Below are 22,970 nucleotides of genomic sequence, written 5' to 3' on the forward strand. Positions count from 1 at the left end.
GACAGGTCTCCTAGTTACGCATTTCAACCCTCACCATTCCTGCACATGCGCTGGAATGGTGATGCACATAAGATATTGATTTCATGAACGATACGACATCTGACGAGAGTTTAGGACCTGACGACCAGGCGCCCGGTCAAGGCTCCGGCGGGCAACCGCCGGCCGGTATCAGCTTTGTCACCATCGAGGATGAACTGAAGCGTTCCTATCTCGATTACGCTATGAGCGTGATCGTGTCGCGGGCTCTGCCCGATGCGCGCGATGGCCTCAAGCCCGTTCACCGCCGCATTCTCTATTCCATGCACCAGTTGGGCATGCAGCCGTCGAAGTCCTATTCCAAGTGCGCCCGCGTCGTCGGTGACGTGCTCGGTCGTTTCCACCCTCACGGCGACGCCTCGGTCTATATGGCCCTGGTGCGTATGGCTCAACCGTTCTCAATGGGGCTGATGCTCATCGACGGCCAAGGCAATTTCGGTTCGGTCGATGGCGATATGCCGGCCTCCATGCGCTATACCGAGTGCCGCATGGCGACCTCGGCGGCGGCGCTTCTGGCCGATATCGAACAGGACACGGTCGACTTCCAGCCCAATTACGACGGCAAGGAAGAAGAACCGACCGTACTGCCGGCACGTATCCCGAACCTTCTGGTCAATGGTGCGGGCGGCATCGCCGTCGGCATGGCCACCAATATTCCGCCGCACAATCTCGGCGAAATCGTCGATGCCTGCGTCGCCATGCTCGACAATCCGGCGATCACGCTGGAAGAACTGCTCGATATCGTGCCGGGCCCGGATTACCCGACCGGTGGCGAAATTCTAGGCCGCACCGCGGCGCGCAACGCTCTGATGACCGGTCGTGGTTCGGTCGTGACGCGCGGCAAGGCGACGATCGAGACCCTGCGCAAGGATCGCGAAGGCATCGTCATCACCGAGTTGCCTTATCAGGTGAACAAGGCAACCCTGACCGAATACATCGCGGACATGGTGCGCGAGAAGCGCATCGAGGGTATTTCCGACATACGCGATGAAAGCGATCGTGACGGTATGCGGATGGTGATCGAACTGAAGCGTGAAGCTTCAGGCGACGTCATCCTCAACCAGCTTTATCGCTATACGGCCCTGCAAAGCAGCTTCGGCGTCAATATGCTGGCGCTCAACCATGGCCGTCCGCAGCAGATGGGGCTGCGTCAACTGCTCGACATCTTCCTTGAATTCCGCGAAGAGGTGGTGGTCCGCCGTACGCGTTTCGAACTGAACAAGGCGCGCGATCGCGGCCACGTGTTGGTTGGCTTGACCATTGCTGTCGCCAACATCGATGAGGTCATCCATATCATCCGCTCGTCGGCCGATCCGGCGGAAGCGCGCGATCGCCTGACCCAGCGTGTCTGGCCGGCCGGCGATATGGCGCCGCTGATCGACCTGATCGCCGATCCGCGCTCGATCGTCATGGCCGATAGCTCCGTCCGTCTGACCGATGAACAGGCCCGTGCCATCCTGGCCCTGACCCTGTCACGCCTGACCGGCCTTGGCCGCGATGAAATTGGCACGGAAGCCCGCGCCCTGGCTGATGCCATCGCCGGCTATCTCGAAATCCTCGGTTCGCGTGAGCGTATCGTCGGTATTATCCGCGAAGAACTGCTTGAAGTGCGCGCACAGTTCGCTGTGCCGCGTCGCACCGCCATTCTCGATGGTGAAGGCGATATTGAGGATGAAGACTTGATTCCGCGTGAGGAGATGGTCGTGACCGTGACGCACTCCGGCTACGTCAAGCGCACGGCGCTGGCAGCCTATCGTGAGCAGCATCGCGGCGGCAAGGGCCGCTCCGGCATGGCGATGAAGGATGAGGACGCGATCATTGGCGTCTATTCGGCCACTACTCACCAGCCGATGCTGTTCTTTTCCTCGACCGGAAAAGCTTACAAACTCAAGGTCTGGCGCCTGCCGCTTGGCAATCCGCAATCCAAGGGCAAGGCGTTCGTTAACCTGCTGCCGCTTGATAGCGGTGAGACCATCACCAACATTCTGGCCCTGCCGGAGGATGAAGCCGCTTGGGAACGTCAGGACATCATCTTCGCCACCCGGTCGGGCGATATCCGCCGCAACAAGCTGAGCGATTTCGTCAACGTCAACCGCGCCGGCAAGATCGCCATGAAGCTGGAAGACGGCGACGCCATTGTCGGCGTGGCGGTCTGTAACGAAGATCAGGATGTGCTGCTGTCCACTGCGGGCGGTCGTTCGATCCGCTTTGCTGTCGATGAGGTTCGCGTCTTCAAGGGCCGCGATTCCACTGGGGTGCGCGGCGTGCGCCTGGCGGGTGAAGACACCGTGATTTCGATGGCCATCCTGCGCCGTGTCGATGCCACACCGGCAGAGCGCGCCGCCTATCTCAAATACGCGGCCCAGCAACGCGCGGCTCTGGCTAGTAGCGAAGAGGGCGATGATGCTGCCGTTGTCGCTGCGGAAGAGAGCGAAGACGAAGGCGAAGTCGGCGAGGCCAATCTGACGCCGGAACGTATTGCGGAACTGGCGGCCGCCGAAGAATTTATTCTGACTGTGGCTGACACCGGCTTTGGCAAGCGTACGTCTTCCTATGATTATCGTCGTACGGGTCGCGGGGGGCAAGGTATTGTAGCTATCGACCTCTCGAAGCGCGGTGGCAAGCTGGCGGCTTCCTTCCCGATCGATGCGACCGATGGTCTGTTGCTGGTGACATCAGGCGGACAACTGATCCGTACCAACGTAACCACTGTCCGGATTGCCAGCCGGAACACCCAAGGCGTCACCATCTTCCGCACATCGGGTGGTGAGAAGGTCGTCTCGGTCGAGCGGATCGTTGACTCGGGCGATGATGAAGCCGATGAAGGCGCAGTGTCGGGCGAGCAAACCTGATCACGCTACCGCGGAGGGGCAATGACTGTCGAAAGAACAGGCCAAAGAATAGGCCTCTATCCGGGTACGTTTGACCCGATCACCAATGGTCACAGCGACATTATCGGCCGGGCGGTCAAGCTGGTCGATAAGCTGGTGATCGGTGTGGCACGCAATATCGGCAAGTCACCGATGTTCACGATTGATGAGCGCGTCGATATGGTGCGTGAACAGGTGGCACATCTGGGGGATTGCGTCGAGGTCAGGCCGTTTGACAGCCTGCTGATGCATTTCGCGCAGGAGCTTGGCGCCGGCGTCATTATTCGCGGCTTGCGTGCCGTGGCGGATTTCGAGTACGAATTCCAGATGACAGCGATGAACCAACAGCTTAATCGTGAGATTGAGACGGTTTTTTTGATGGCTGATCCACGACACCAGGCAGTTGCCTCGCGTTTGGTCAAAGAAATAGCCCAATTGGGCGGCAGTATCGCGCCGTTTGTGGCCCCCAGCGTGGCGGAACGTTTGCTGGGCAAGGTCACAAGGTAACTTAAACAGGAAGACTTGATGTCAGTGTTGAAAAAGAAGACGCTCTGGGCGGGGGCGATAGCGGCTTTGATGGCAGCGACATCCGCGTTAGCACTTGATCCGGGCTATCGCGCGCCGGATGCCGACCACACCCTGGTGATCGATACCACCAAGGGACAGGTCATTGTTGAACTGTATCCCGCCATGGCGCCGCTGAGCGCTGAGCGTCTGATCACCCTGACGCGGCAGAAATTCTATGACGGCCTGATCTTCCACCGCGTTATCGAAGACTTCATGGCCCAGACCGGTGATCCGCAAGGCACCGGCATGGGAGGTTCCACCCTGCCGGATGTCAAGGGGGAGTTCACCATGCGCCATGACGCCAGCTTCCCGCTGACCGTGGCCGTGCGCCCCAAGGGCTCGCTGATCGGTTTTGTCGGCGCCTTACCGGTGCAAAGCCAGGTCAATGAACTTATGCCGCTTTCCAACGACGGCAAGGTGATGGCCTGGGGCCTCTATTGTCAGGGCGTACTCGGTATGGCGCGAGACAATTCGCCGGATTGGCCAACAGCCAGTTCTTCCTGATGCGCGGTGCTAATGCGGCTCTGGAAAAGCGCTATGCCCCGGTGGGCGTCATCATCTCTGGCCTCGATGTTGTGCGTAAGCTCAAGATCGGCGAACCGCCGGTTAATCCTGATAAGATGACGCGCGTCCGTATGCTGTCGGATATTCCGGAAGCCGAGCGCCCGCAGGTCGAGATCATGGATACGGCCTCGTCACAGTTCCAGACCGTGCTTGACGCGGTGCGTAAGGACAAGGGCGCGGATTTCTCGGCCTGTGACGTCACGATCCCGTCAAAGATTCTCAATGCCCCGGCCGTCGCCACCGCTGAGACACCTGCGCCCCCTCCGGCCAAGTAGGTTTCGAACGTTCTACGTGAAAAAGCGCTGGTCTGCAGGCCAGCGCTTTTTTTATGCAGGCACGGTGGCTGCCGCAGATTTTGGACCACGCCGACGACGACGGCGGGTTTTCTTTTTTGCCATGGAAAGCAGAAGGCCTTCGCGCAGGCCACGATCGGCGACGCGCAGCCGTTGGCATGGCCACAGGCGTTGTACGGCCTCAAGTATAGCGGCGCCTGCCAGCACCAGATCGGCGCGATCCTTGCCGATGCACGGTTCCAGTTCACGACCGGCATGGCCCAGCGCGAGCAGGCGGGTAATGACGGTCTGGACTTGGTCGTGGCTCATCCACAGCCCGTCAACCTTTGAGCGGTCGTAACGTTCCAATCCCAGATGCATCCCTGCCAGTGACGTGATCGCGCCGGAGGTGCCGATAATATAGGCTTCGCCGCAATCGAAATGGACACGCAGGGCTTCTGGCTCGGCGAAATCACGCACCTTTTGACTGACCTCATCGACCATCGTTTCAAACCAGGCCGAGGTGTCACCGGATACCGGTTCAGGAAAACGCTCGGCCAGATTGACGACCCCAACCGGAATAGAAATCCAGTAACGCGGCTTTGGCTGTCGGGGCGCCATGCGCAGGGCGTTATTCTGAGCTAGTGCCTGTGCCTCGGCCAGGGCGACCCTGGGGCTTACATCGCCTGTCGGCTCAGGGCTCAGTTCCACCCAACTCAGTTCGGTCGAGCCGCCGCCGACATCCATCACAAGGGCGGCGCGCGCCAAAGGACTGACCTCACGGCCATCGAGCAGCGAAGCGCAACCCAGAACGGAGAGGTGCGCTTCTTCTTCGGGACTGATGATGGCGAGTTTGAGACCGGTTTCGCGTTCGACGCGCTTGATAAACTCAAGCCCATTGGCGGCAATGCGACAGGCTTGCGTTGCCACGGCGCGAATCCGCGCCACACCGCGTTTCTCGATCTTTTCGGCGCAGATTTTCAACGCCTTCAGCGCGCGGTCCATAGCGCGTTCGTGCAATTCACCCGAATGCGCCAGGCCTTCGCCAAGACGGACAATTCGTGAAAAGGCCTCGACGATGCGAAATTGCGAATTATGCAGGGTGGCGATCATGAGTTGGCAATTGTTGGTGCCCAGATCGAGCGCAGCATACATCACCGTGGGCTCACCACGCGGCGCCTGGGGAGCGTTACGCTGACCGCTGGCCGGCTGGCCGCGTCGGCGGTCTTTTGAGGGAGCCCGATACATGGCTCATACCCCGCTTGATCCGTGAAGTCCGTTTCAACACCATGTTGAAAGCCAAGGCCTTTTGGCTTTGACAGGTCTTCTTTCCCGCGCACCTTATGGCGTGGAAGCGTCCATGCCAACCGCTAAATTACGCGCAAGTCAGGTCTGGCAGCAAATTCCCCTTAATCGTCTTTCGTGAAAATGCTCCTTATCTGACAACCAAGTGGGGAAGGGCGGTGCGTTTTTATATCGCTTCAGTCCATGATGGCGACATAAGAACGGAGGTTGCGAGTCGTACCATGCCAGACCATTCATCAGATCAGCGGTCAGCCAAGTTCGATATCGGACAGGTGGTCAAGCACAACCTGTTTGAATTCCGCGGCGTCGTGTTCGATGTCGATCCGGAGTTTTCCAACACCGAAGAATGGTGGCAGGCCATACCTGAAAGTGTGCGCCCACAAAAGGATCAGCCCTTTTATCACCTGCTCGCCACCAATGGTGATAGCTGTTATGTGGCCTATGCCTCCGAAGGCAATCTGTGCGCCGACAACACCGGCCAGCCCCTTAGCCATCCGCAAACACGCCTGATTTTCGAGCGATTCGAAAATGGCCGCTATTTGCCCAAGCAGCGCATGGCCAATTAATCGGCCAGCGGATTTTATGAGCCCATTCAGTTCGGGTTCATGTCACGGTCATTAGTGTGGTGGATAAGGACATCAGTCCTCTGTATCTTCATGTAAATGTCACGCAAGTCGATGAAAAGACTTGGTGAGCGCGCTGGGACTCGAACCCAGGACCCTCTGATTAAAAGTCAGATGCTCTAGCCGGCTGAGCTACGCGCTCATGAAGAAAGTCATACTTGACCCGCTTTGTAAAAGAGTGGATCAACGTGGGCTCTTCATAGAGGGGACTTTTCCTTTTCGCAAGCGCGAGGCGTTGAAAAGGAAGCTTTTTTTTATGTATTGTTTTTTTATGGCCCGAATACGCTATAACGAGGCAAGAGCGGACCGAGGCACGCATGCGCTTTTGTCTATGTAGTATCGAGGGGGCAGTACGTGACGTCAATTAAGGCCGTAGAAATGAAGTTCCTACGTGGAGTTCTGGCTGATGCTGGCCGCAGGAATTTTATTGTCTGGCTGCGCCTCCAAGCCCCATTACGATCCCAAGGGGTATCCCGATGATTCGCGCAGGAGCAATCCGGATGAGCGCGCCCGCTCTGACGACCATCATGGCGTCCGCGCCAGCAACGAAGATCAGAGCAATAGCTGGGGTGATGCCGTCATGGCGCCGCTTGAAGATCTCAACTTGCGCAAGCAGGAGATTCCAGAAATTCTGACCCAGGCTGTGACCAAGCCCTACGACCTGTCCGGGCTTGATAATTGTACCGCTATAGCTGCGGAAGTGACGAAGCTGGATAGCCTGCTGGGGGCTGATTTCGATGAGCCACCGGAGCCAGCCGACACCCGTACCATGCGTGAAAAAGGTGGTGAAGCCGCCGGCGACATGGCACGCGGTTCCGTGCGTAACGCCACGCGCGGCATTATCCCCTTCCGTGGACTGGTGCGTCAGATGACAGGCGCCGAACGTCATCAGAAAGACATGGATCGTGCCATACAGGCAGGCAAGGTGCGTCGCGCCTATCTCAAGGGGGTAGGCATGAACAAGAACTGCGCGCCCCCGGCTGCGCCGTCATGGTTCGTGCCTCGCGTTTACACCGATACCTATATGGATGCTGCGAAACCCAAGCCTTTGCTTGTGCCGGAAAAGCCGCGTAAGCGTTCCAGCCGGAAGCATTAAACCTCTTTGGTTTGCCAGCGACTAAGCAAATCGGCGCGCAAGATGTCGAACGTGCCGGTAATAATGGCGGCGCGTATCCGAATCATCAGAGCCTGGAAGAAGGCGATGTTGTGCCAGGACAACAGCATCTGGCCGAGAATCTCTTCCGATTTCACCAGATGGTGCAGGTAGGCTTTGGAATAGTCGCGGCTGGCTGGGCAATCGCTTGTCGCATCGAGCGGCGTGTCGTCCCCGGCGAAGCGCGCGTTTTTCATATTGAGCGGACCGTCCCAGGTCCACACCTGACCGTGACGGCCGGATCGTGTGGGCAGGACACAATCGAACATGTCGACGCCGCGCGCCACGCCTTCTAGCAGGTCAATAGGTTTGCCAACCCCCATGAGGTAACGCGGGCGTTCCCAAGGCAGGATAGTCGCGCAGAAATCGAGCGTATCACACATGGCTTTATGGCCTTCGCCCACGGCCAGGCCGCCGATAGCATAGCCGTCAAAGCCGATATCTAGCAAACGTTCGGTTGATTCCCGGCGCAGGTGCTCAAAGGTTGAGCCCTGCTGGATACCAAAAAGAGCTTGGCTGTCGCGGGTGCCGAAGGCGTATTTTGACCGCACGCCCCACCGCGCCGAAAGTTGCAGCGCCTGCTGCGCACGCTTTTCGTCAGCCGGATAGGAGACGCATTCGTCGAGTTGCATCACGATATCTGAGCCGAGCAGATCGGCCTGAATTTCGATGGACCTTTCCGGCGAAAGGACGTGCTTCGAGCCGTCAATATGGCTCTGGAAAGTCACAGCGTCTTCCTTGACCTTGGAAATCTTGGACAGGCTCATCACCTGAAAACCGCCGCTGTCGGTCAGGATCGGACCATCCCAGCCCATGAATTTATGCAGGCCGCCAAGACGCGATATCCGTTCGGCTGTCGGTCGCAGCATCAGGTGATAGGTGTTGCCGAGGATGATCTTGGCATTGGCCTGCTTCACCATGTCGAGCGTCAGCGCCTTGACGGTGGCGGCGGTGCCGACGGGCATAAAGATCGGCGTCGGGATATCACCGCGCGGTGTCTTCAGGACACCGGTACGCGCCTGACCTTGAGAGGCTTTAATTTCGAAGGGAAAAGTGCTCATCGTGATGTGTTACTCAACAGGCTGGCGTCGCCATAGGAGAAGAAGCGATAGCCGGTTGCTATAGCATGGGCGTAGGCCTTTTTCATGGTCTCGGTGCCGGCGAGGGCGCAGACAAGCATGAAGAGGGTCGATTTTGGCAGGTGGAAATTGGTCATCAGCATATCGCACGAGCGCACTTTGATGCCCGGCGTGATGAAGATAGCGGTTTCGGCTGCGAAGGGGTGGATGACACCGGCGTCGTCACAGGCCGATTCCAGCAAACGTAATGACGTGGTGCCGACGCAGACAACTCGACCACCAGCCGCGCGTACCGCATTGATGCGGTCGGCGCTGGCCTGAGTGATCATGCCGAACTCGGCATGCATGATGTGATCTTTGGTGTCATCGACCTTGACCGGCAGGAAGGTGCCGGCTCCGACATGCAGGGTTATATGCTCAACCTCGATGCCATTGGCAGTCAGCTTTTCCAGCAGGGCAGGGGTGAAATGCAGACCGGCCGTGGGGGCCGCCACAGAGCCTTCATCCCTGGCGAAGATCGTCTGATAGTCGCTCTTGTCCTGCTCGTCCTCGTGTCGTTTCGAGCGTATGTAGGGCGGCAGGGGCATGCCTCCGACGATATGCAGTCGCTCGATCAGCTCTTGCGGGCTGTGCTGAAAATCGAGCGTATACAGGCCATTGTCGTCCTTAGCCGAGACATGGGCACGAAGTTCAGCGGTGTCGCTTTTGAAAAGCAAGTCGTCGCCGGGCTTGACCTTGCGGCCCGGCTTCAGAAAAGCTTGCCACTGTGCGGCGCCAGTGCTTTTGACAAGTGTCGCCTCGATCACCACCTGGCTATCCGGCCTGACGCGCAGGCCATCGAGTTGCGTCGGTAAAACGCGGGTGTCGTTGACGATCAGCAGGTCGCCGGTGCGCAGACAATTAGCGATATCACCAACGCGGCTGTCGATCAGTGAGCCGTCAGCTTCAACGCGCAGAAGTCTGGCCGCCTCGCGCGGCTCCACGGGCCGCAGGGCGATGCGGTCATCGGGCAGGTCAAAGTCAAAATCGGAAATAAGCATGCGGTCTCAAAGCCGCAAAATACGCCAAGGTCAAGGATTATGTCGGCTGTACGACCGTAGCCGACTTTCGTGCCTTGATCCAGTCCAGACCTTCGTCGAAGGTGTTGAAGTTTTCCAGGGTACGTTGCGGAAAAAGGGCCTGAGTGATCGACAGGCGCGCCCGCACCAGAGGGTCGTCGCTGATGATGGCGGTAAAGCCGCCGGCATCGCGTCCCTGCGCAAGTTGATTCCACCGCACACTGAGGTCTTCGATCTCCTTACCCATGATCGTGCCGTCATAGCGACGCATGTCGAGGATGCTGTCATACTCCCAGACATTCGGCACATGAACGAGTTGAGACATCATGTTCCTGTTCACTGCATCGCCGTTCAGCGTGCCGATGTAGCGGATATTCATGATCTTGAGTGTCTCGTCGAGCGATACGGTAATTCGGGAGCGGGTCATGGGCGCAGTCCAGCTTAGACAGGATATCGGGCGGTAGGCCCATATCTTATCTAGCACATGCGTCTTAAGGCTTAATTGACGTAGGGTTACGCGCAGGCGTTGAACGCCTCATGCGACCTTGCGAATATACTCGTCGGCCTTGATCCATTCCAGTCCTTCATCGAAGGTGTCGAAAATGGCGATTTTGCGATTGGGCATGACGTCGAGCATGGCTTTCAGATTAAACGTCAGGTCGGGATTTCCGCCGACCAGAGCCATGCTGCGACCGCTGTCGCGTCCCCGCGTAAAGGCGGCCCATTTTTCCGTGAGAAAGCTGAGATAATCGCGTGAAAAATCCGCTTCGTAGCGGCGGAAGTCAAACAGGGCATTGAAAAGCCAAGGCGTTTCTACTGTAGCCAGTTGATCGATCAGATCGGGACCAGGCTCCTGCTCACAGCGCAGGGAATGCAACCGGATAATCAGGATCATATTGGCGCGGTCAACCGTGACCGAATACCGCGAACGCTTCTGCATATGCTTACACTACTCTACACTTCGGTTTACTAAACCATAGAGTGCGTGAAACGTTTTAATATGTCCTTAAGTGCGTAGGTTAATGCCCATAATCAAGACGGGGTCATTCTCATGAATGACCCCGTTAAGCGTTTGGTATGACTTAGACGTCGGCCGCGACCTTCATGGTCACGATCTTGCCGGGGGTACGCGGCGGCTCCCCCTTGGGCAGGGCATCGACGTTTTCCATGCCCTCGGTGACCTGACCCCAGACAGTGTACTGATTGTCGAGGAAGCGGGCGTCATCGAACACGATGAAGAACTGGCTGTCGGCCGAATCCGGGTTTTGCGAGCGGGCCATCGAGCAGATTCCGCGGACGTGAGGCTCCTTGTTGAACTCGGCCTTGATCTTCTTGCCGGAACCGCCAAAGCCCTGGCCCTGAGGATCGCCGCCCTGGGCCATAAAGCCGGGGATGACGCGGTGGAAAACGATACCGTCGTAAAAACCTTCGCGCGCCAGTTCCTTGATGCGAGCGACGTGGTTAGGCGCCAGATCCGGGCGCAGCTTGATGGTGACGGGGCCGGTATCCAGCGTCAGGATCAGGGTATTTTCGAGGTCTTCGGACATGATGTCTCCTTTGACAGTAAATTTGTGGTCCTGACATAGGGGCTCGTCAGGGCAATTGCAAAATAAAATCTAGGCGGTGCACTCGGCGGGTTTCTTTTCTTCCGGGCCATACATGGCGCAGGAACGGTCGATCTCATTCTGAATCATGTCGCAAGGATTGCTTTTATTGCAGGGTGGGTGCGTGGCGGGAGATACCATGATGCAGCGCTTAACAAGGCGATCAGCGGCAACCTTGCCGATGTCCGACAAACAGGTGCCATCCGTCGCGGTCGACGATGGCGCCAGTTCCTCCGTCAGGTTCGTAACCGATTCCGATGAAGACGCGACGGGCACGGCCTGAGCACTTTCGGTGCTGGTGTCGCTGGCGGGCGGTTTGGCGGGGGAGCAGGCGGCAAGACTAAGCGATGCGGCCAGCAGGGCGGTGGCAAGGCGCATGAACGCGTTCCTTCTGTTTGGGCGCCTTCTAGCAGCTACGGCTGTAAAGAAAAAATAGTTTCCGCAAACGCGGCAAAAACCAGTATAGACGCGCCATGAGTGATCAACCTGAAGATAAAGAGCCGCGCCGTAAGATGGTCAAGGCGCCGACCGGCGGCAACCTGTCCGGCCGTTCGAAAGGCCACACGGCCGTCAAGACGGCGAAATTTCGCACACAATCCTCCGCCAAGTGGCTGGAGCGCCAACTGAACGACCCCTATGTCCAGCAGGCCAAGGCCGAGGGCTGGCGGTCGCGTGCTGCTTTCAAGCTGATCGAAATCGATGAGCGGTTTAACCTGTTGCACAAGGGCGCCAAGGTTATCGACCTGGGCTGCGCGCCTGGAGGTTGGGTGCAGGTGGCGATCAAACGCGGCGCATCGCATGTGGTCGGTGTCGATCTGCTGCCGGTCGATCCGGTGCCCGGCGCCGATCTTCTGGAAGCCGACTTCACCGATCCGGCCATTGGTCCGCAACTGATGGACCTGATGGGCGGCAAGCCTGACGTCATCCTTTCCGATCTTGCGCACAATACGGTGGGCCACAAGCAGACGGACCACCTCAAGATCATGGGGCTGCTGGAAATGGCCGGCGATTTCGCGCTCGATAACCTCAAGCCCGGTGGCGCCTTTATCGCCAAGGCGTTTCAGGGTGGCGAGACCGAGCATCTGTTGCTCAAGCTCAAGGTGACTTTTGAAACGGTGAAGCACTTCAAGCCGAAGTCCAGCCGTGTCGGTTCGAGCGAAATCTATATAGTGGCGATAGGATTCAAGGGCTGATCCTTCCTTATTGCCGCTTTATAACTGTGAGGATAGGCTGCGGCCATTATGGAGGGGATGAGTATGAAAAAACTGATTGCTGCGGTTGTCGTTGTTGCGCTGGTGTTTCTGGCGATCTGGACCGTGCCCTACTGGACACATGGTTCCCGCGAAGTGACCGTCACCGGTGTTGACCACAAGATTCTCAGGCAAGGCGACAAGGTGAAGGATGTCTATCTCGTCTTCACCACCGACGAAACCTACAAGAATGTCGATAGTCCGGCTTATCTGAAATTCAACTCATCTGATATTCAGGGCAAACTCATTCAGACCGGCCGTTTCAGGATTTCCTATTATGGTTTCCGCATGCCGATTTTCTCGATGTACAAGAACATCACCAAGGCTGAGAAGGTCGATTAGTCGTCAGGCGCCTTTATTTTCGGACCTGCGCTTGTTATATAGGTTTTTGCTCCGGACGAGATGCGCCGTACCCGGTCAAGACAAGACGACGCTTTAGTTTGTATCACAAACACTGGAGCGCATTGTCATGCCATCATTTATATCCTTGCCGTGGGTCTACCTGATCGTCGCCGGATTGCTTGAAATCTGCTGGGCCATTGGCCTGAAATACAGCGCCGGCTTCACAAAACCTGTGCCGTCCATCTTTACCCTCGTTACGCTGGCGCTCAGCATGGTGTTGCTGTCGAAAGCCGCCAGTACCTTACCAATCGGCACGGCCTATGCGGTTTGGGTCGGTATTGGCGCACTTGGCGCGGCGGTAATGGGCATATTCCTGTTTCATGAGGCGGTGACTCCGCTGCGCATCCTCTTTTTGGTCATGCTGCTCAGTTCTATTATCGGCCTGAAGGCGACGGCGGGCTAGGCGCGTGATCGCTGCTTAAGCTTTGAAACAATTATTTTGCATCAACCTCTTTACCTCAAGGCCGGTTTCCCATAGGTACAAACCGCAAAATGGAGAGTCCCTTATGGATATACGCGAAGGCTTAACCTTCGACGACGTTTTGCTGGAACCCGGTCCCTCGGACGTGGTGCCCACTCAAGTCGATACGAAAACGAAATTCACCCAAACCATCAGCCTGAACATCCCGCTGGTCTCTTCGGCCATGGATACGGTCACAGAAGCACGCCTAGCCGTCGCCATGGCGCAGGCCGGTGGCATGGGCATTGTCCACCGCAATCTAACCAATGAAGAACAGGCTGAGGAAATCCGCAATGTGAAGCGGTTTGAGTCGGGTATGGTCATCAACCCGATTGTCATCTATCCCGACACCAAACTGGCCGAGGTTCGCGAGATCATCGCCCGCAAGCATATTTCCGGCTTCCCGGTGGTCGAGCGCGAGACAAACAAACTGGTCGGCATCCTGACGAACCGCGACATTCGCTTCGAAGGCGAGGGCTCCAAGTCAGCCGCCGAGGTCATGACGACGGAAAACCTGATCACGGTGCGCGAAGGCGAAGGTCAGGCGCGCGCGCGCGAACTGATGGCCAAGCATCGCATCGAGCGCATTATCGTCGTCAATGACGCCTATGCCTGCGTCGGTCTGATCACCGTCAAGGACATGGAGAAGCAACAGGCCTATCCTCTGGCCGCCAAGGATGCCGCCGGACGCCTGCTCGTTGGTGGCGCTTCCACGGTCGGTGATGCCGGCTTTGAACGTTCGATGGCGCTGGTCGAAGCCGGCGCCGATGTTATCGTCATTGATACGGCCCATGGTCACAGCATTCTGGTGTCGCAAGCGGTGCAACGCCTGCGCAAGGAAACCAACAAGGTTCAGATCGTTGCCGGTAACGTCGCCACCTATGACGCCACCCGCGCCCTGATCGATGCCGGCGCCGACGCCGTCAAGGTCGGTATCGGGCCTGGCTCCATCTGCACCACGCGCATTGTTGCCGGCGTCGGCGTGCCGCAACTGACCGCGATCATCGACAGCGTGCGGGCTGCGGCCGGCACCGGCGTGCCGATCATCGCTGACGGCGGCATCAAGTTCTCCGGCGATCTGGCCAAGGCCATCGCGGCGGGCGCCTCATCGGCCATGCTTGGCTCGATGTTCGCCGGCACCGAAGAAGCCCCGGGTGAGGTCATCCTCTATCAGGGCCGTTCCTACAAATCCTATCGCGGTATGGGGTCGGTCGGGGCCATGGCTTCGGGTTCGGCTGATCGCTATTTCCAGAAGGAAGTGCGCGACACCATGAAACTGGTGCCGGAAGGTATCGAGGGCCAGGTGCCGTTCAAGGGACCGATCGCTCCGGTTGTTCACCAACTCGTCGGCGGGCTTCGCGCCTCCATGGGCTATGTCGGTGCCCCTACAATCGAAGAGTTCCAGAAGCGCGCGCGTTTCGTGCGCATCACCGGCGCCGGTCTGCGCGAAAGCCACGTTCATGACGTGATGATCACGCGGGAATCGCCGAACTACCGCCAATAGCCATGCCGGCAGACCAGTAACTAAAGGGAGAAGTGCATGACTTACGAACTACGGGTACTGGTCTGGGCCGCTATTCTGGGGCTGGTTCAGGTGGGGCTGCCGCCGATAGCGGCCATGTCGCGCAAGGGCTATGCCAAATGGAACGCCGGCCCGCGTGATACGGATTTCGACACAGGGCCCATAGCGGGGCGCCTTAACCGCGCCTTTGCTAACTTCATGGAAACCTTTGCTTTCTTTGCGGTTATCGTGCTTGCGCTCGCCTTCCTTGGCAAGTCAAGCCCGGTGTCGATCTGGGGCGCTCAGGTTTATCTGGCGGCCCGCATCGTTTATATTCCGCTCTATGCGTTCGGTGTCGTTGGCGTCCGTTCGCTGGCCTGGATTGTTTCGCTCATCGGCATTGTCATGTGCCTCTATACCCTGTTTGTTTAAGGATCTGATTTGACCCCCGCTGCCCGACTTCAAGCCGCCGCCGATATCCTCGATCAACTTTCGGGAACCCGTGCGACTGTTGAAGCCGTGCTGAAACAGTGGGGGCAGGTCAATCGCTACGCCGGCTCCAAAGACCGTCGCGCCATTGCAGATCGCGTCTATCGCTGCCTGCGCGCCAGACAACGCCTGTTGTGGGCTATGGAGATGACTGAGAAATCGCCAGCGCAGGGACGAGCGCTGGTTCTGGCTTCGCTGTCGCTGATCGACGCCATGCCGATCGAAGACATTGAAAGCTTTTTTGGCGGCGAAGGGTATGGGCCCAAACACCTGACCGCTCATGAACGCGAACGCCTGGCGGCGGGGGAGGGCGAGGCGCCCGCCTGGGTCACCACCGGTCTGCCGGAGTTTGTTGTTTCGCGCTTCGAACAGCAATTCGGCAAGGCATGGACCGCCGAGGCCACCGCCCTGATGATGCCGCGCGCGCCGATCGATCTGCGCGTCAATAGCGCAAAGGCAAACCGTGCGGATATGATGGCGGCGCTTGAAGCCGAAGGATTGTCGCCCGAACCAACACCGTTCTCAAAATACGGCATCCGGCTGACGGCAGAGCCGCCGCCCAATCTCGTCAAGCTCGATATCTACCAAAGCGGTCAGGTTGAAATTCAGGACGAGGGCTCACAACTCGCGGCCTTTATCGCCGGTGCCGGTCTTTTGCCCGGCGCCGCTAAGGTGGTCGATTTCTGTGCTGGCGGTGGCGGCAAGACACTTGCGCTTGCGCAGATGATGGACGGGAATGGTGAGGTTTACGCCTGTGATGTCGTGGGAAAGCGCCTGAAAGCCATTGAGCCGCGCCTGATCCGTGCCGGCGCTAACGCACATTTTATCCACTTCTTTGATCCCGACGATGCCGCCCAACTCGAAGTGCTGAAAGGCGCCGATCTGGTTCTGGTCGATGCGCCATGCTCCGGTTCCGGCACCTGGCGTCGCCATCCCGAAGATGCGCATCGTCTCGATGAGGCCAAGATTGAAGGTCTGCATACCCTGCAAAACCAAATTCTCGACCGTGCCGCACAATGCGTGAAGGTGGGCGGGCGTCTCGTCTATGTCACCTGCTCGGTGCTGGATGATGAAAACGCCCAGACCGCCGACGCTTTTGAAGCGGCACATCCCAATTACGACGCCCTGCCGATCCATACCCTGCTAGAAAACAGCACGCTCTATATCGATCACGCGGCGCGCCTGAACAAACTGGCCAAAACTGGCCATCGCCTATCGCTTACACCCCATACCACCCAGACCGACGGCTTCTTTATCGCCGCCTACACACGGACCCAATAATCATGGCTTCGCCTCACCACGAGACTTCTTCTTATTATCGATTTCGGATCGCAAGTTACCCAGTTAATCGCACGTCGCGTCCGCGAATGCGGCGTCTATTGCGAAATCCACCCCTTCACTAAGGCCGCCGACAAGATCGATAGCCTGCGCCCTAAGGCGGTCATCCTGTCGGGTTCGCCGCACAGCGTCATCGATGAAGGTCCGCGGATCGACGCCAAACTGTTCGACATGGGGGTGCCGGTGTTCGGCATCTGCTATGGCGAGCAACTGATGTGTGAATTGCTGGGCGGCAAGGTCGAAAGTGGCCATGACCGCGAGTTTGGGCGCGCCGAGATTACCGTCAAAGGTCAGTCGCCGATTTTCAAGGGCCTCGATCAGGTCGAGACGGTATGGATGAGCCATGGCGACCGCGTCACCGCCATTCCGCAGGGCTTCGAGGTCATCGCCACGTCGGAAGGCGCGCCCTATGCCGCCATCGCCGATGAAAAGCGCAAGTTTTACGCTGTGCAGTTCCACCCGGAAGTGGTGCATACCAAGCGCGGCACCGATATGATCCGCAACTTCCTGTTCGAGATCGCCGGCTTCTCGGGCGACTGGTCGATGTCGGCCTTCCGCGAGGAAATGGTCGCCAAGATCCGCGCCCAGGTCGGCACCGGCAAGGTCATCTGCGGTCTGTCCGGCGGGGTTGATTCCTCGGTCGCCGCCATCCTGATCCACGAAGCGATCGGTGAACAACTGACCTGCGTGTTCGTTGATACCGGCCTGCTGCGTAAGAACGAAGGCGAACAGGTCGTCTCGCTGTTCCGAAACCACTACAATATCCCGCTGATCCATGTGCAGGCGCAAGAGAAATTCCTCGGCGCCCTGGCCGGTGAATCCGATCCCGAAAAGAAGCGCAAGACCATCGGCAAACTGTTCATTGACGTCTTCGATGAAGAGGCCGGCAAGATCGACGGCGCCGAATTCCTGGCCCAGGGCACGCTTTATCCCGACGTGGTCGAGAGCATCTCTCCCCACGGCGGGCCTTCGACGGTCATCAAGTCGCACCACAATGTCGGCGGTCTGCCCGACTATATGAAGCTGAAACTGGTTGAGCCATTGCGCGAACTCTTCAAGGATGAAGTGCGGGCGCTCGGCCGCGAACTGGGTCTCGACGCCGCCTTTGTCGGGCGCCATCCGTTCCCCGGGCCGGGCCTGGCCATCCGCATTCCGGGCGAAGTGACGCCGGAGAAGGTCAGGACGCTTCAGGACGCCGACGCCATCTACCTCGATGAAATCCGCAAGGCTGGTCTCTACAATGACATTTGGCAGGCCTTTGCCGTGCTGCTGCCGGTCAAGACGGTCGGCGTCATGGGCGACGCCCGCACCTATGAAGACGTGCTGGCCCTGCGCGCGGTCACCTCATCCGATGGCATGACGGCCGATTTCTATGAATTCCCGTGGGCCGTGCTTGGCCGTTGCGCCACCCGCATCGTCAACGAAGTCCGCGGTGTCAACCGCGTGGTCTATGACGTCACCTCGAAGCCGCCCGGCACCATCGAGTGGGAATAAATCAGGCGACAGCCTCATACGACATCGAACGGACCCTCAATGCTGACCCTTTATGGTATTCCCAACTGCGACACGGTGAAAAAGGCACGCGACTGGCTCGACGCCAATCGCGTCGCCTACGCCTTTCATAACTTCAAGACGGACGGCATTGACGAAGTGCATCTGAAGATCTGGTGTGCAAAGCTGGGTTGGGAAAAGGTGCTCAACTGGGCCAGCACCACCTTCAAGGCCTTGCCGGATGCAGACAAGCACAATCTGAACCAGGAAGATGCCATTGCCCTGATGATCGAGCAGCCGTCGATGATCAAGCGGCCTGTTTTCGAGAAGGACGACATCCTGATTGTTGGTTTCAAGCCCGATTTGATCGACCCGAAGACCCTTCGCTAGTTTATCCGCGTCCAGATTTCGGTGCGGCAGATACGGCCGCCCAGGATACATTCGCGGGTGAGCAGTTTGCCGCCGTCGAGCGTGACGGTGCCGGGATAGGTCTTGCCGTCATCGGGATTGGAGGCGTAGCCCTTCCAGCTCGTGGCGGTTTCGCGTTTCAGGTCATGAAACACGGTGTCGCCGATATGCGCCTTGCTTTTGGCGTCCGGTTTGCTCCAGACCAGTTTGCCGCACACGCCGTCAGGGCACGGTGCGAAGGTGACGCGCTCACGGCCATCGGAACGTTGCCATGTACCGCCAAGGTCAGCGGCCAGTGCCATGGTCGGCGACAGCCACAAGGCTGTCAGGGTAAGGGATAGAATTAAGCGCATCGACGCCCCCGCGAGATAAGACGGCCATGATAGCCTGTCCTGCTGTAGGTTCCGTTAATCGCCGATGGTGTCGTGCGCGCCGGCATCTCCCTTGCGCCAATAGCCTGACGCCCTGATCCATTGTGGTCTGGCGCCGTGGTCCTCGATCAGATGCGTGCGGATGAGTTTCGCCTGCGAACTTTCACACGCCACCCAGATGTGGAGGTCGTTCTGCGGCAGGTGCAGGCCTCTCAAGGCTTCGAGCAGGCTGTTATTCTGTGTCGCCTGACGATAGACCCAGTGAACGCGCAGATCGGCGCGGGTATTGAAGTGCAGGCGGTCATCGAGGCTATCGACCTCAGCCACAACACAGACCGGCGTGCCGGCGGGCATCTCTTCGAGCCTGCGGGCGATGGCGGGCAGGGCCGTATCATCGCCAATCATCACATGGCCATCGAAGGTTTGCGGGATCAGCATGGAGCCGCGCGGACCGCCGATATTGAGGGTATCGCCGATTTTGGCGTTCATCGCCCATAGAGTTGCCGGACCGGCATCATGGAGAGCGAACTCGATATCGAGCGTCTGGGATTTGGCATCAAACTGGCGTGGGGTGTAGTCGCGCATGACTGGCTTTGGGCCCTCAGACACCGCACCCATGACGGGTAGGGTCAGAATACCGGTTTCCGGGTCGGGGAAGAACAGCTTGACGTGATCATCGAAGCCCAGCGACTGAAAGCCCCCGAAATCGCCATGGAGACCGATGCGGATCAGGTGAGGGGTGAGTTGGCGTACACCCGTTACCGTCAGTTCCCGCAGACGCGTTTCATAGCGGACACGTGTTATCGAACGCCCATCGATATGCGTATCCATGGCTATAACCTTTCGATCTTTTTGGCGACCTCGTCGATCAGGTCGACGATGGCTTCGATCTCAACCTTACCCATGGGCTTCATGCCGCGCGCCTTGAGCGATGCCCTGAGATTGCCCATGGCGCGGAAGATCGGGCTGTAATCGCCGTGTTCGCTGGTCTGGCCATCCATCTGGCTGAACAGTTCGGTGACGGCGGCAGCCTTGTCTTCAAGAAATGCCTTGCCGGCGTCGGTGATCTGGGCCGATTTGCGGCCGTCTTCGCCCGGGGTGATGGTGATGAAACCTTCGTCTTCCAGCCAGCTCAGTGTGGGGTAGATTACGCCGGGGGAAGGGCTGTAGGCGCCATTGAACCGTTCTTCGATCGCTTTGATCAGTTCGTAGCCGTGGCTGGGTTTTTCGTCGATGAGCTTAAGCAGGACCAAACGCAAACCGCCGTGACCAAAGCCCATTCTGCCACGGTTCAGGCCATCGCGACCGCCGCGCATGCCACGGAAACGCTCCATAATAGCTTCGCGTCCGCCGCCGAAGTCGCGACCAAAGCCGTCACGATGGCTGAAATTGCGGTCAGGCTGAGCGCCGTGTCCGCGATGATGAAAAAAGCCTCGCATGCGAGTCTCCTATAATTAGAGTGTAATCAGATATATCGATATTTGGCGTATTTGCGAGTTGATTGCAAATATTTTCGTTTCGATGCATTTCAGATATATCTAAATTGCATCTAATTCAAGAGGGCGACCAAATTATTTTGATTACGGAAACTTAATGCGAAACACTGCATCCAAAGGCAGGGTTGCGTGCCTCTTATAAACAAAGGGCGGCTTTTCTGCCTTCCCCGAACCTCTTTCAAGGAGTTTATCCATGAATTTACCGCATGAAATCATTCCCATCATAGCAATCCTGATGGTCTTTGGTATGCCTATCGCCATTGTAGCGATTGTTCGTATCGGTAAGTCGCGCGACAATGCTGAACTTCAAAAAACCCTGCGTATGTCTATTGAAAAAGGCCAGCCCTTGCCGACCGAGTTTCTCGACAGTCTGCAAAAAAGCCAGGTACGTGTGAAAACCCCGGCTAACGACATTCGTACCGGCATTATCCTGATCGCGATCGCATTGGGAGTTGTAGTCTGGAATTTTCTCGATAACGGCTACACGGTTGACGAAATGTCAGGCTTGGCTGCCATTCCGGGCTTCATTGGTGTTGCCCTGCTTATTTTGGGCCTGATCGGCAATCGCAAGCAATAAGTCGATAGCGGCAACCCGGAGCAAACTGAACCATGGCCCTGGCCAGCGACAAGCCTGACCTGACGCGACAATCGGATGTTGACCTCGTGCGCCTGAGCACGGCGGGTGACAAGCCGGCGTTTGCCGAACTGGTGCGCCGCCATGGCGGCGGTTTGCGTATCCATCTGCGCCGGATGGGCGCGCAGGGCGCCGATGCCGACGACATGGCGCAGGAGGCCTTTATGAGCGCCTACGAGCACCTGGCCGAGTATCGTTTCGATGGCCCCTTTACCGGCTGGCTCAAGCGGATTGCCTCTCGGCGTTATTTGCGCAAAGTGCGCAACAACAAGAAGTATGTGCTGACCGATGATATCGGCGCTTATGAACCCGAGCCCATCGCCCACGAAGGTGAATTTCGCGCCCACAATCTCGATGCGGCTTTAAATCGCCTTAAACCTGTGGAACGACTATGCGTCACGCTCAATTTCAGCGGCGACCTGTCCCATCAGGATATAGCCGATGAACTTAAAATTCCGCTTGGTACAGTGAAAAGTCATATCCGGCGTGCGCTGGATCAGTTGAAGATTATCCTGAGCGTGAAGTCCGCTCCCGTACTGGAAACAGGAACATGAGTGATTTGAACTTGAAAGACGACGATATCGGCGATCTGTTCGCCGCTGCGCCGGTTTACGACGATTCTGAGGCTTTTCAGGCGCGCGTCATGCGGGGCTTGCGCTTTAACCTGTGGCTGCGTCAGGGAGTGGTCGTGCTCGCCGGCTTTGTCGGCGGGCTCTATGCTCTGGCGCAATTCATCCATATGCCAAATTGGGCCGGCGGCGAGGGCGGCTCTGCCCCAAAGGTCGCCACGGTGACGCTGACAAAAGCCGCAACTGAAACCGACGAAACCTTGCGCGCCGGCGTCGAATTTTTCGATGGCATGGGGAAATCCGCCATGAGCCTGATTGAATTGTCGGCACGATACCTCAACCTTATGCAGACCCCGTTCTTTTTCTGGGTCAGTTTTTCCCTATGTTTAGCCTGTCTGGCGTTGTATTACGCCTACTCCCAGGAGGAGACGATCTGACACGTCTCCAAGAGACATGAGTGAATACCTTGAGCAGCCAAGCCGGTCCCGCACGTACCAAACGCATAACCGCACCTGATATCATGAGCCGCAAGGGCCAAACTCCGTTGGTCTGCCTGACGGCCTACACTACGCCTACCGCGCGGATCATGGATCCGCATTGCGATATTTTGCTGGTCGGCGACAGCCTCGGCATGGTGATCCACGGTCTTCCCAACACCATCGGCGTCAGCATGGAAATGATGATTCTCCATGGACAGGCGGTCATGCGAGGGTCGGACACCGCCTTCGTGGTCATCGACATGCCGTTCGGCTCCTATGAGGCCAGTCCTGAGCAGGCCTTTGCCAACGCCGTGCGCCTGTTGAAAGAAACAGGGGCGCAAGCCGTCAAGCTGGAAAGCGGGCCGACGGTCGCCGAGACGATCCGCTACCTGACCGAACGCGGCATCGCTGTCATGGGCCATGTCGGGTTGCGGCCGCAGGCGGTCAATGTCGAGGGCGGTTTCAAGGCCAAGGGGCGCACGCAGGCAGAGCGCGACAAGGTGATCAAGGAAGCGCAAGACAGTGAAGCCGCCGGTGCCTTCGCCATCGTCGTTGAGGGCGTGGCGGCCGATCTGGCCGACGAGGTGACCCGCTTGGTCAGTATCCCAACCATCGGTATCGGCGCCTCCAATGCCTGCGATGGTCAGGTGCTGGTGACCGATGACATGCTTGGCCTGTTCGACTGGACGCCAAAATTCGTCAGGCACTATGCCGACCTGCGCACCCAGATCAGCACAGCGGTTAAATCTTATGCGAAAGATGTCAGGGATCGTAGCTTCCCCGCCCCACAAGAGACATATTTTGCTAAATAAGTAGGGTGGCGGAATTTGATTTTGGGGGAAGCCTGAGCCATGGTGCTGTATCCGGTTGCGTTAACCTTGGCCAAAGGCTAGGTTCGCGCCGAATTGGAAGCGCCTGTGCGCCTTAACAGGACGGCGCTTCTCCCTGAAT

Annotated in this window: 28 protein-coding genes, 1 tRNA gene and 1 riboswitch; of the genes, 18 read left to right on the forward strand and 11 right to left on the reverse strand. The window is 58.0% G+C overall.

Annotated elements, in window-relative coordinates:
• Window positions 1–83 precede the first annotated feature (83 nt).
• From gyrA to ABQ278_RS08470, 4 genes are read left to right on the forward strand one after another with little or no spacing between them, the layout of a single operon-like run.
• On the forward strand, window positions 84–2,888 hold the full coding sequence (gene gyrA / locus ABQ278_RS08455; protein WP_349322095.1) for a DNA gyrase subunit A: 2,805 nt from the start codon (window positions 84–86) through the stop codon (window positions 2,886–2,888).
• A gap of 21 nt (window positions 2,889–2,909) precedes the next feature.
• The gene (gene coaD / locus ABQ278_RS08460) at window positions 2,910–3,413 is read left to right on the forward strand and encodes a pantetheine-phosphate adenylyltransferase (protein ID WP_349322096.1); all 504 of its coding nucleotides are present in this window, start codon (window positions 2,910–2,912) and stop codon (window positions 3,411–3,413) included.
• Between the two features lie 18 nt (window positions 3,414–3,431).
• The gene (locus ABQ278_RS08465) at window positions 3,432–3,977 is read left to right on the forward strand and encodes a peptidylprolyl isomerase (RefSeq protein WP_349322097.1); all 546 of its coding nucleotides are present in this window, start codon (window positions 3,432–3,434) and stop codon (window positions 3,975–3,977) included.
• Window positions 3,977–4,312 carry a hypothetical protein gene (locus tag ABQ278_RS08470; protein ID WP_349319230.1) on the forward strand — a complete coding sequence of 112 codons (336 nt, stop codon included), beginning with the start codon at window positions 3,977–3,979 and terminating at the stop codon, window positions 4,310–4,312. Before ABQ278_RS08465 ends, ABQ278_RS08470 begins: the two co-directional genes overlap by 1 nt.
• A 51-nt stretch (window positions 4,313–4,363) precedes the next feature.
• On the opposite strand, the gene ABQ278_RS08475 is transcribed toward ABQ278_RS08470, so the two are convergent.
• The gene (locus ABQ278_RS08475; protein WP_349322127.1) at window positions 4,364–5,464 is read right to left on the reverse strand and encodes a Ppx/GppA phosphatase family protein; all 1,101 of its coding nucleotides are present in this window, start codon (window positions 5,462–5,464) and stop codon (window positions 4,364–4,366) included.
• Between the two features lie 371 nt (window positions 5,465–5,835).
• Between ABQ278_RS08475 and hspQ the strand changes: the two genes are divergently transcribed.
• Window positions 5,836–6,180 carry a heat shock protein HspQ gene (gene hspQ / locus ABQ278_RS08480; RefSeq protein ID WP_349319231.1) on the forward strand — a complete coding sequence of 115 codons (345 nt, stop codon included), beginning with the start codon at window positions 5,836–5,838 and terminating at the stop codon, window positions 6,178–6,180.
• Between the two features lie 122 nt (window positions 6,181–6,302).
• Here the strand turns inward: hspQ and ABQ278_RS08485 are convergent.
• A tRNA-Lys gene (locus tag ABQ278_RS08485) sits at window positions 6,303–6,379 on the reverse strand.
• A gap of 249 nt (window positions 6,380–6,628) precedes the next feature.
• Between ABQ278_RS08485 and ABQ278_RS08490 the strand changes: the two genes are divergently transcribed.
• Window positions 6,629–7,333 (forward strand): hypothetical protein, encoded by a 705-nt coding sequence (locus ABQ278_RS08490; protein ID WP_349319232.1) that lies wholly within the window; start codon window positions 6,629–6,631, stop codon window positions 7,331–7,333.
• Here the strand turns inward: ABQ278_RS08490 and tgt are convergent.
• The 6 genes from tgt to ABQ278_RS08520 all read right to left on the reverse strand — a co-directional run bounded on the left by tgt (window position 7,330) and on the right by ABQ278_RS08520 (window position 11,509).
• Complete coding sequence (tgt, locus tag ABQ278_RS08495; protein ID WP_349319233.1) at window positions 7,330–8,451, reverse strand: tRNA guanosine(34) transglycosylase Tgt; 1,122 nt, start codon at window positions 8,449–8,451, stop codon at window positions 7,330–7,332. The genes ABQ278_RS08490 and tgt overlap by 4 nt on opposite strands.
• Window positions 8,448–9,509: a tRNA preQ1(34) S-adenosylmethionine ribosyltransferase-isomerase QueA gene (gene queA / locus ABQ278_RS08500; protein ID WP_349319234.1), complete on the reverse strand. Its 1,062-nt coding sequence runs from the start codon at window positions 9,507–9,509 to the stop codon at window positions 8,448–8,450. Before queA ends, tgt begins: the two co-directional genes overlap by 4 nt.
• 37 nt (window positions 9,510–9,546) lie before the next feature.
• Window positions 9,547–9,954 carry a hypothetical protein gene (locus ABQ278_RS08505; protein WP_349319235.1) on the reverse strand — a complete coding sequence of 136 codons (408 nt, stop codon included), beginning with the start codon at window positions 9,952–9,954 and terminating at the stop codon, window positions 9,547–9,549.
• A gap of 108 nt (window positions 9,955–10,062) precedes the next feature.
• Window positions 10,063–10,467, reverse strand: coding sequence for a hypothetical protein (locus ABQ278_RS08510; RefSeq protein WP_349319236.1), 405 nt, complete (start codon window positions 10,465–10,467; stop codon window positions 10,063–10,065).
• A 142-nt stretch (window positions 10,468–10,609) separates the two neighbouring features.
• On the reverse strand, window positions 10,610–11,074 hold the full coding sequence (locus ABQ278_RS08515; protein WP_349319237.1) for a peptidylprolyl isomerase: 465 nt from the start codon (window positions 11,072–11,074) through the stop codon (window positions 10,610–10,612).
• Window positions 11,075–11,143: 69 nt separating this feature from the next.
• Window positions 11,144–11,509: a hypothetical protein gene (locus ABQ278_RS08520; protein ID WP_349319238.1), complete on the reverse strand. Its 366-nt coding sequence runs from the start codon at window positions 11,507–11,509 to the stop codon at window positions 11,144–11,146.
• 95 nt (window positions 11,510–11,604) lie between these two features.
• On the opposite strand from ABQ278_RS08520, the gene ABQ278_RS08525 reads away from it, so the two are divergent.
• From ABQ278_RS08525 to ABQ278_RS08560, 8 genes are all read left to right on the forward strand, one after another.
• Entirely contained in the window at window positions 11,605–12,324 is a 720-nt protein-coding gene (locus ABQ278_RS08525) for an RlmE family RNA methyltransferase (protein ID WP_018079994.1), read from the forward strand.
• 63 nt (window positions 12,325–12,387) lie between these two features.
• Complete coding sequence (locus tag ABQ278_RS08530) at window positions 12,388–12,723, forward strand: DUF1523 family protein (protein ID WP_349319239.1); 336 nt, start codon at window positions 12,388–12,390, stop codon at window positions 12,721–12,723.
• A gap of 24 nt (window positions 12,724–12,747) precedes the next feature.
• A riboswitch (guanidine-III (ykkC-III) riboswitch) is annotated at window positions 12,748–12,818 on the forward strand.
• A 50-nt stretch (window positions 12,819–12,868) separates the two neighbouring features.
• Entirely contained in the window at window positions 12,869–13,186 is a 318-nt protein-coding gene (locus ABQ278_RS08535; protein ID WP_349322128.1) for an SMR family transporter, read from the forward strand.
• Between the two features lie 103 nt (window positions 13,187–13,289).
• The gene (gene guaB, locus ABQ278_RS08540) at window positions 13,290–14,747 is read left to right on the forward strand and encodes an IMP dehydrogenase (protein ID WP_349319240.1); all 1,458 of its coding nucleotides are present in this window, start codon (window positions 13,290–13,292) and stop codon (window positions 14,745–14,747) included.
• A 36-nt stretch (window positions 14,748–14,783) separates the two neighbouring features.
• Complete coding sequence (locus ABQ278_RS08545) at window positions 14,784–15,176, forward strand: MAPEG family protein (RefSeq protein WP_349319241.1); 393 nt, start codon at window positions 14,784–14,786, stop codon at window positions 15,174–15,176.
• Window positions 15,177–15,185: 9 nt separating this feature from the next.
• A complete protein-coding gene (locus ABQ278_RS08550; RefSeq protein ID WP_349319242.1) occupies window positions 15,186–16,514 on the forward strand; it encodes an RsmB/NOP family class I SAM-dependent RNA methyltransferase in 1,329 nt (442 codons plus the stop codon).
• 33 nt (window positions 16,515–16,547) lie between these two features.
• Window positions 16,548–18,065: a glutamine-hydrolyzing GMP synthase gene (guaA, locus tag ABQ278_RS08555; protein ID WP_349322129.1), complete on the forward strand. Its 1,518-nt coding sequence runs from the start codon at window positions 16,548–16,550 to the stop codon at window positions 18,063–18,065.
• 39 nt (window positions 18,066–18,104) lie between these two features.
• Window positions 18,105–18,452, forward strand: coding sequence for an arsenate reductase (locus ABQ278_RS08560; protein ID WP_349319243.1), 348 nt, complete (start codon window positions 18,105–18,107; stop codon window positions 18,450–18,452).
• Here the strand turns inward: ABQ278_RS08560 and ABQ278_RS08565 are convergent.
• From ABQ278_RS08565 to ABQ278_RS08575, 3 genes are read right to left on the reverse strand one after another with little or no spacing between them, the layout of a single operon-like run.
• Window positions 18,449–18,823 carry a DUF2147 domain-containing protein gene (locus ABQ278_RS08565; protein ID WP_349319244.1) on the reverse strand — a complete coding sequence of 125 codons (375 nt, stop codon included), beginning with the start codon at window positions 18,821–18,823 and terminating at the stop codon, window positions 18,449–18,451. The genes ABQ278_RS08560 and ABQ278_RS08565 overlap by 4 nt on opposite strands.
• A 54-nt stretch (window positions 18,824–18,877) precedes the next feature.
• Window positions 18,878–19,672: a siderophore-interacting protein gene (locus ABQ278_RS08570; protein WP_349319245.1), complete on the reverse strand. Its 795-nt coding sequence runs from the start codon at window positions 19,670–19,672 to the stop codon at window positions 18,878–18,880.
• 2 nt (window positions 19,673–19,674) lie between these two features.
• The gene (locus tag ABQ278_RS08575) at window positions 19,675–20,280 is read right to left on the reverse strand and encodes a PadR family transcriptional regulator (protein ID WP_349319246.1); all 606 of its coding nucleotides are present in this window, start codon (window positions 20,278–20,280) and stop codon (window positions 19,675–19,677) included.
• A gap of 250 nt (window positions 20,281–20,530) precedes the next feature.
• On the opposite strand from ABQ278_RS08575, the gene ABQ278_RS08580 reads away from it, so the two are divergent.
• The 4 genes from ABQ278_RS08580 (at window position 20,531) to panB (ending at window position 22,831) form a co-directional block, all read left to right on the forward strand.
• Window positions 20,531–20,914, forward strand: coding sequence for a DUF6249 domain-containing protein (locus ABQ278_RS08580; protein WP_349319247.1), 384 nt, complete (start codon window positions 20,531–20,533; stop codon window positions 20,912–20,914).
• A gap of 32 nt (window positions 20,915–20,946) precedes the next feature.
• Window positions 20,947–21,525: a sigma-70 family RNA polymerase sigma factor gene (locus ABQ278_RS08585; protein WP_349319248.1), complete on the forward strand. Its 579-nt coding sequence runs from the start codon at window positions 20,947–20,949 to the stop codon at window positions 21,523–21,525.
• On the forward strand, window positions 21,522–21,977 hold the full coding sequence (locus ABQ278_RS08590; RefSeq protein WP_349319249.1) for a hypothetical protein: 456 nt from the start codon (window positions 21,522–21,524) through the stop codon (window positions 21,975–21,977). The genes ABQ278_RS08585 and ABQ278_RS08590 overlap by 4 nt, the downstream gene beginning before the upstream one ends.
• A gap of 83 nt (window positions 21,978–22,060) precedes the next feature.
• Window positions 22,061–22,831: a 3-methyl-2-oxobutanoate hydroxymethyltransferase gene (panB, locus tag ABQ278_RS08595; RefSeq protein ID WP_349322130.1), complete on the forward strand. Its 771-nt coding sequence runs from the start codon at window positions 22,061–22,063 to the stop codon at window positions 22,829–22,831.
• The last annotated feature ends 139 nt before the right edge of the window (window positions 22,832–22,970 follow it).

The organism is Asticcacaulis sp. MM231 (assembly GCF_964186625.1).
Lineage (GTDB): Bacteria > Pseudomonadota > Alphaproteobacteria > Caulobacterales > Caulobacteraceae > Asticcacaulis.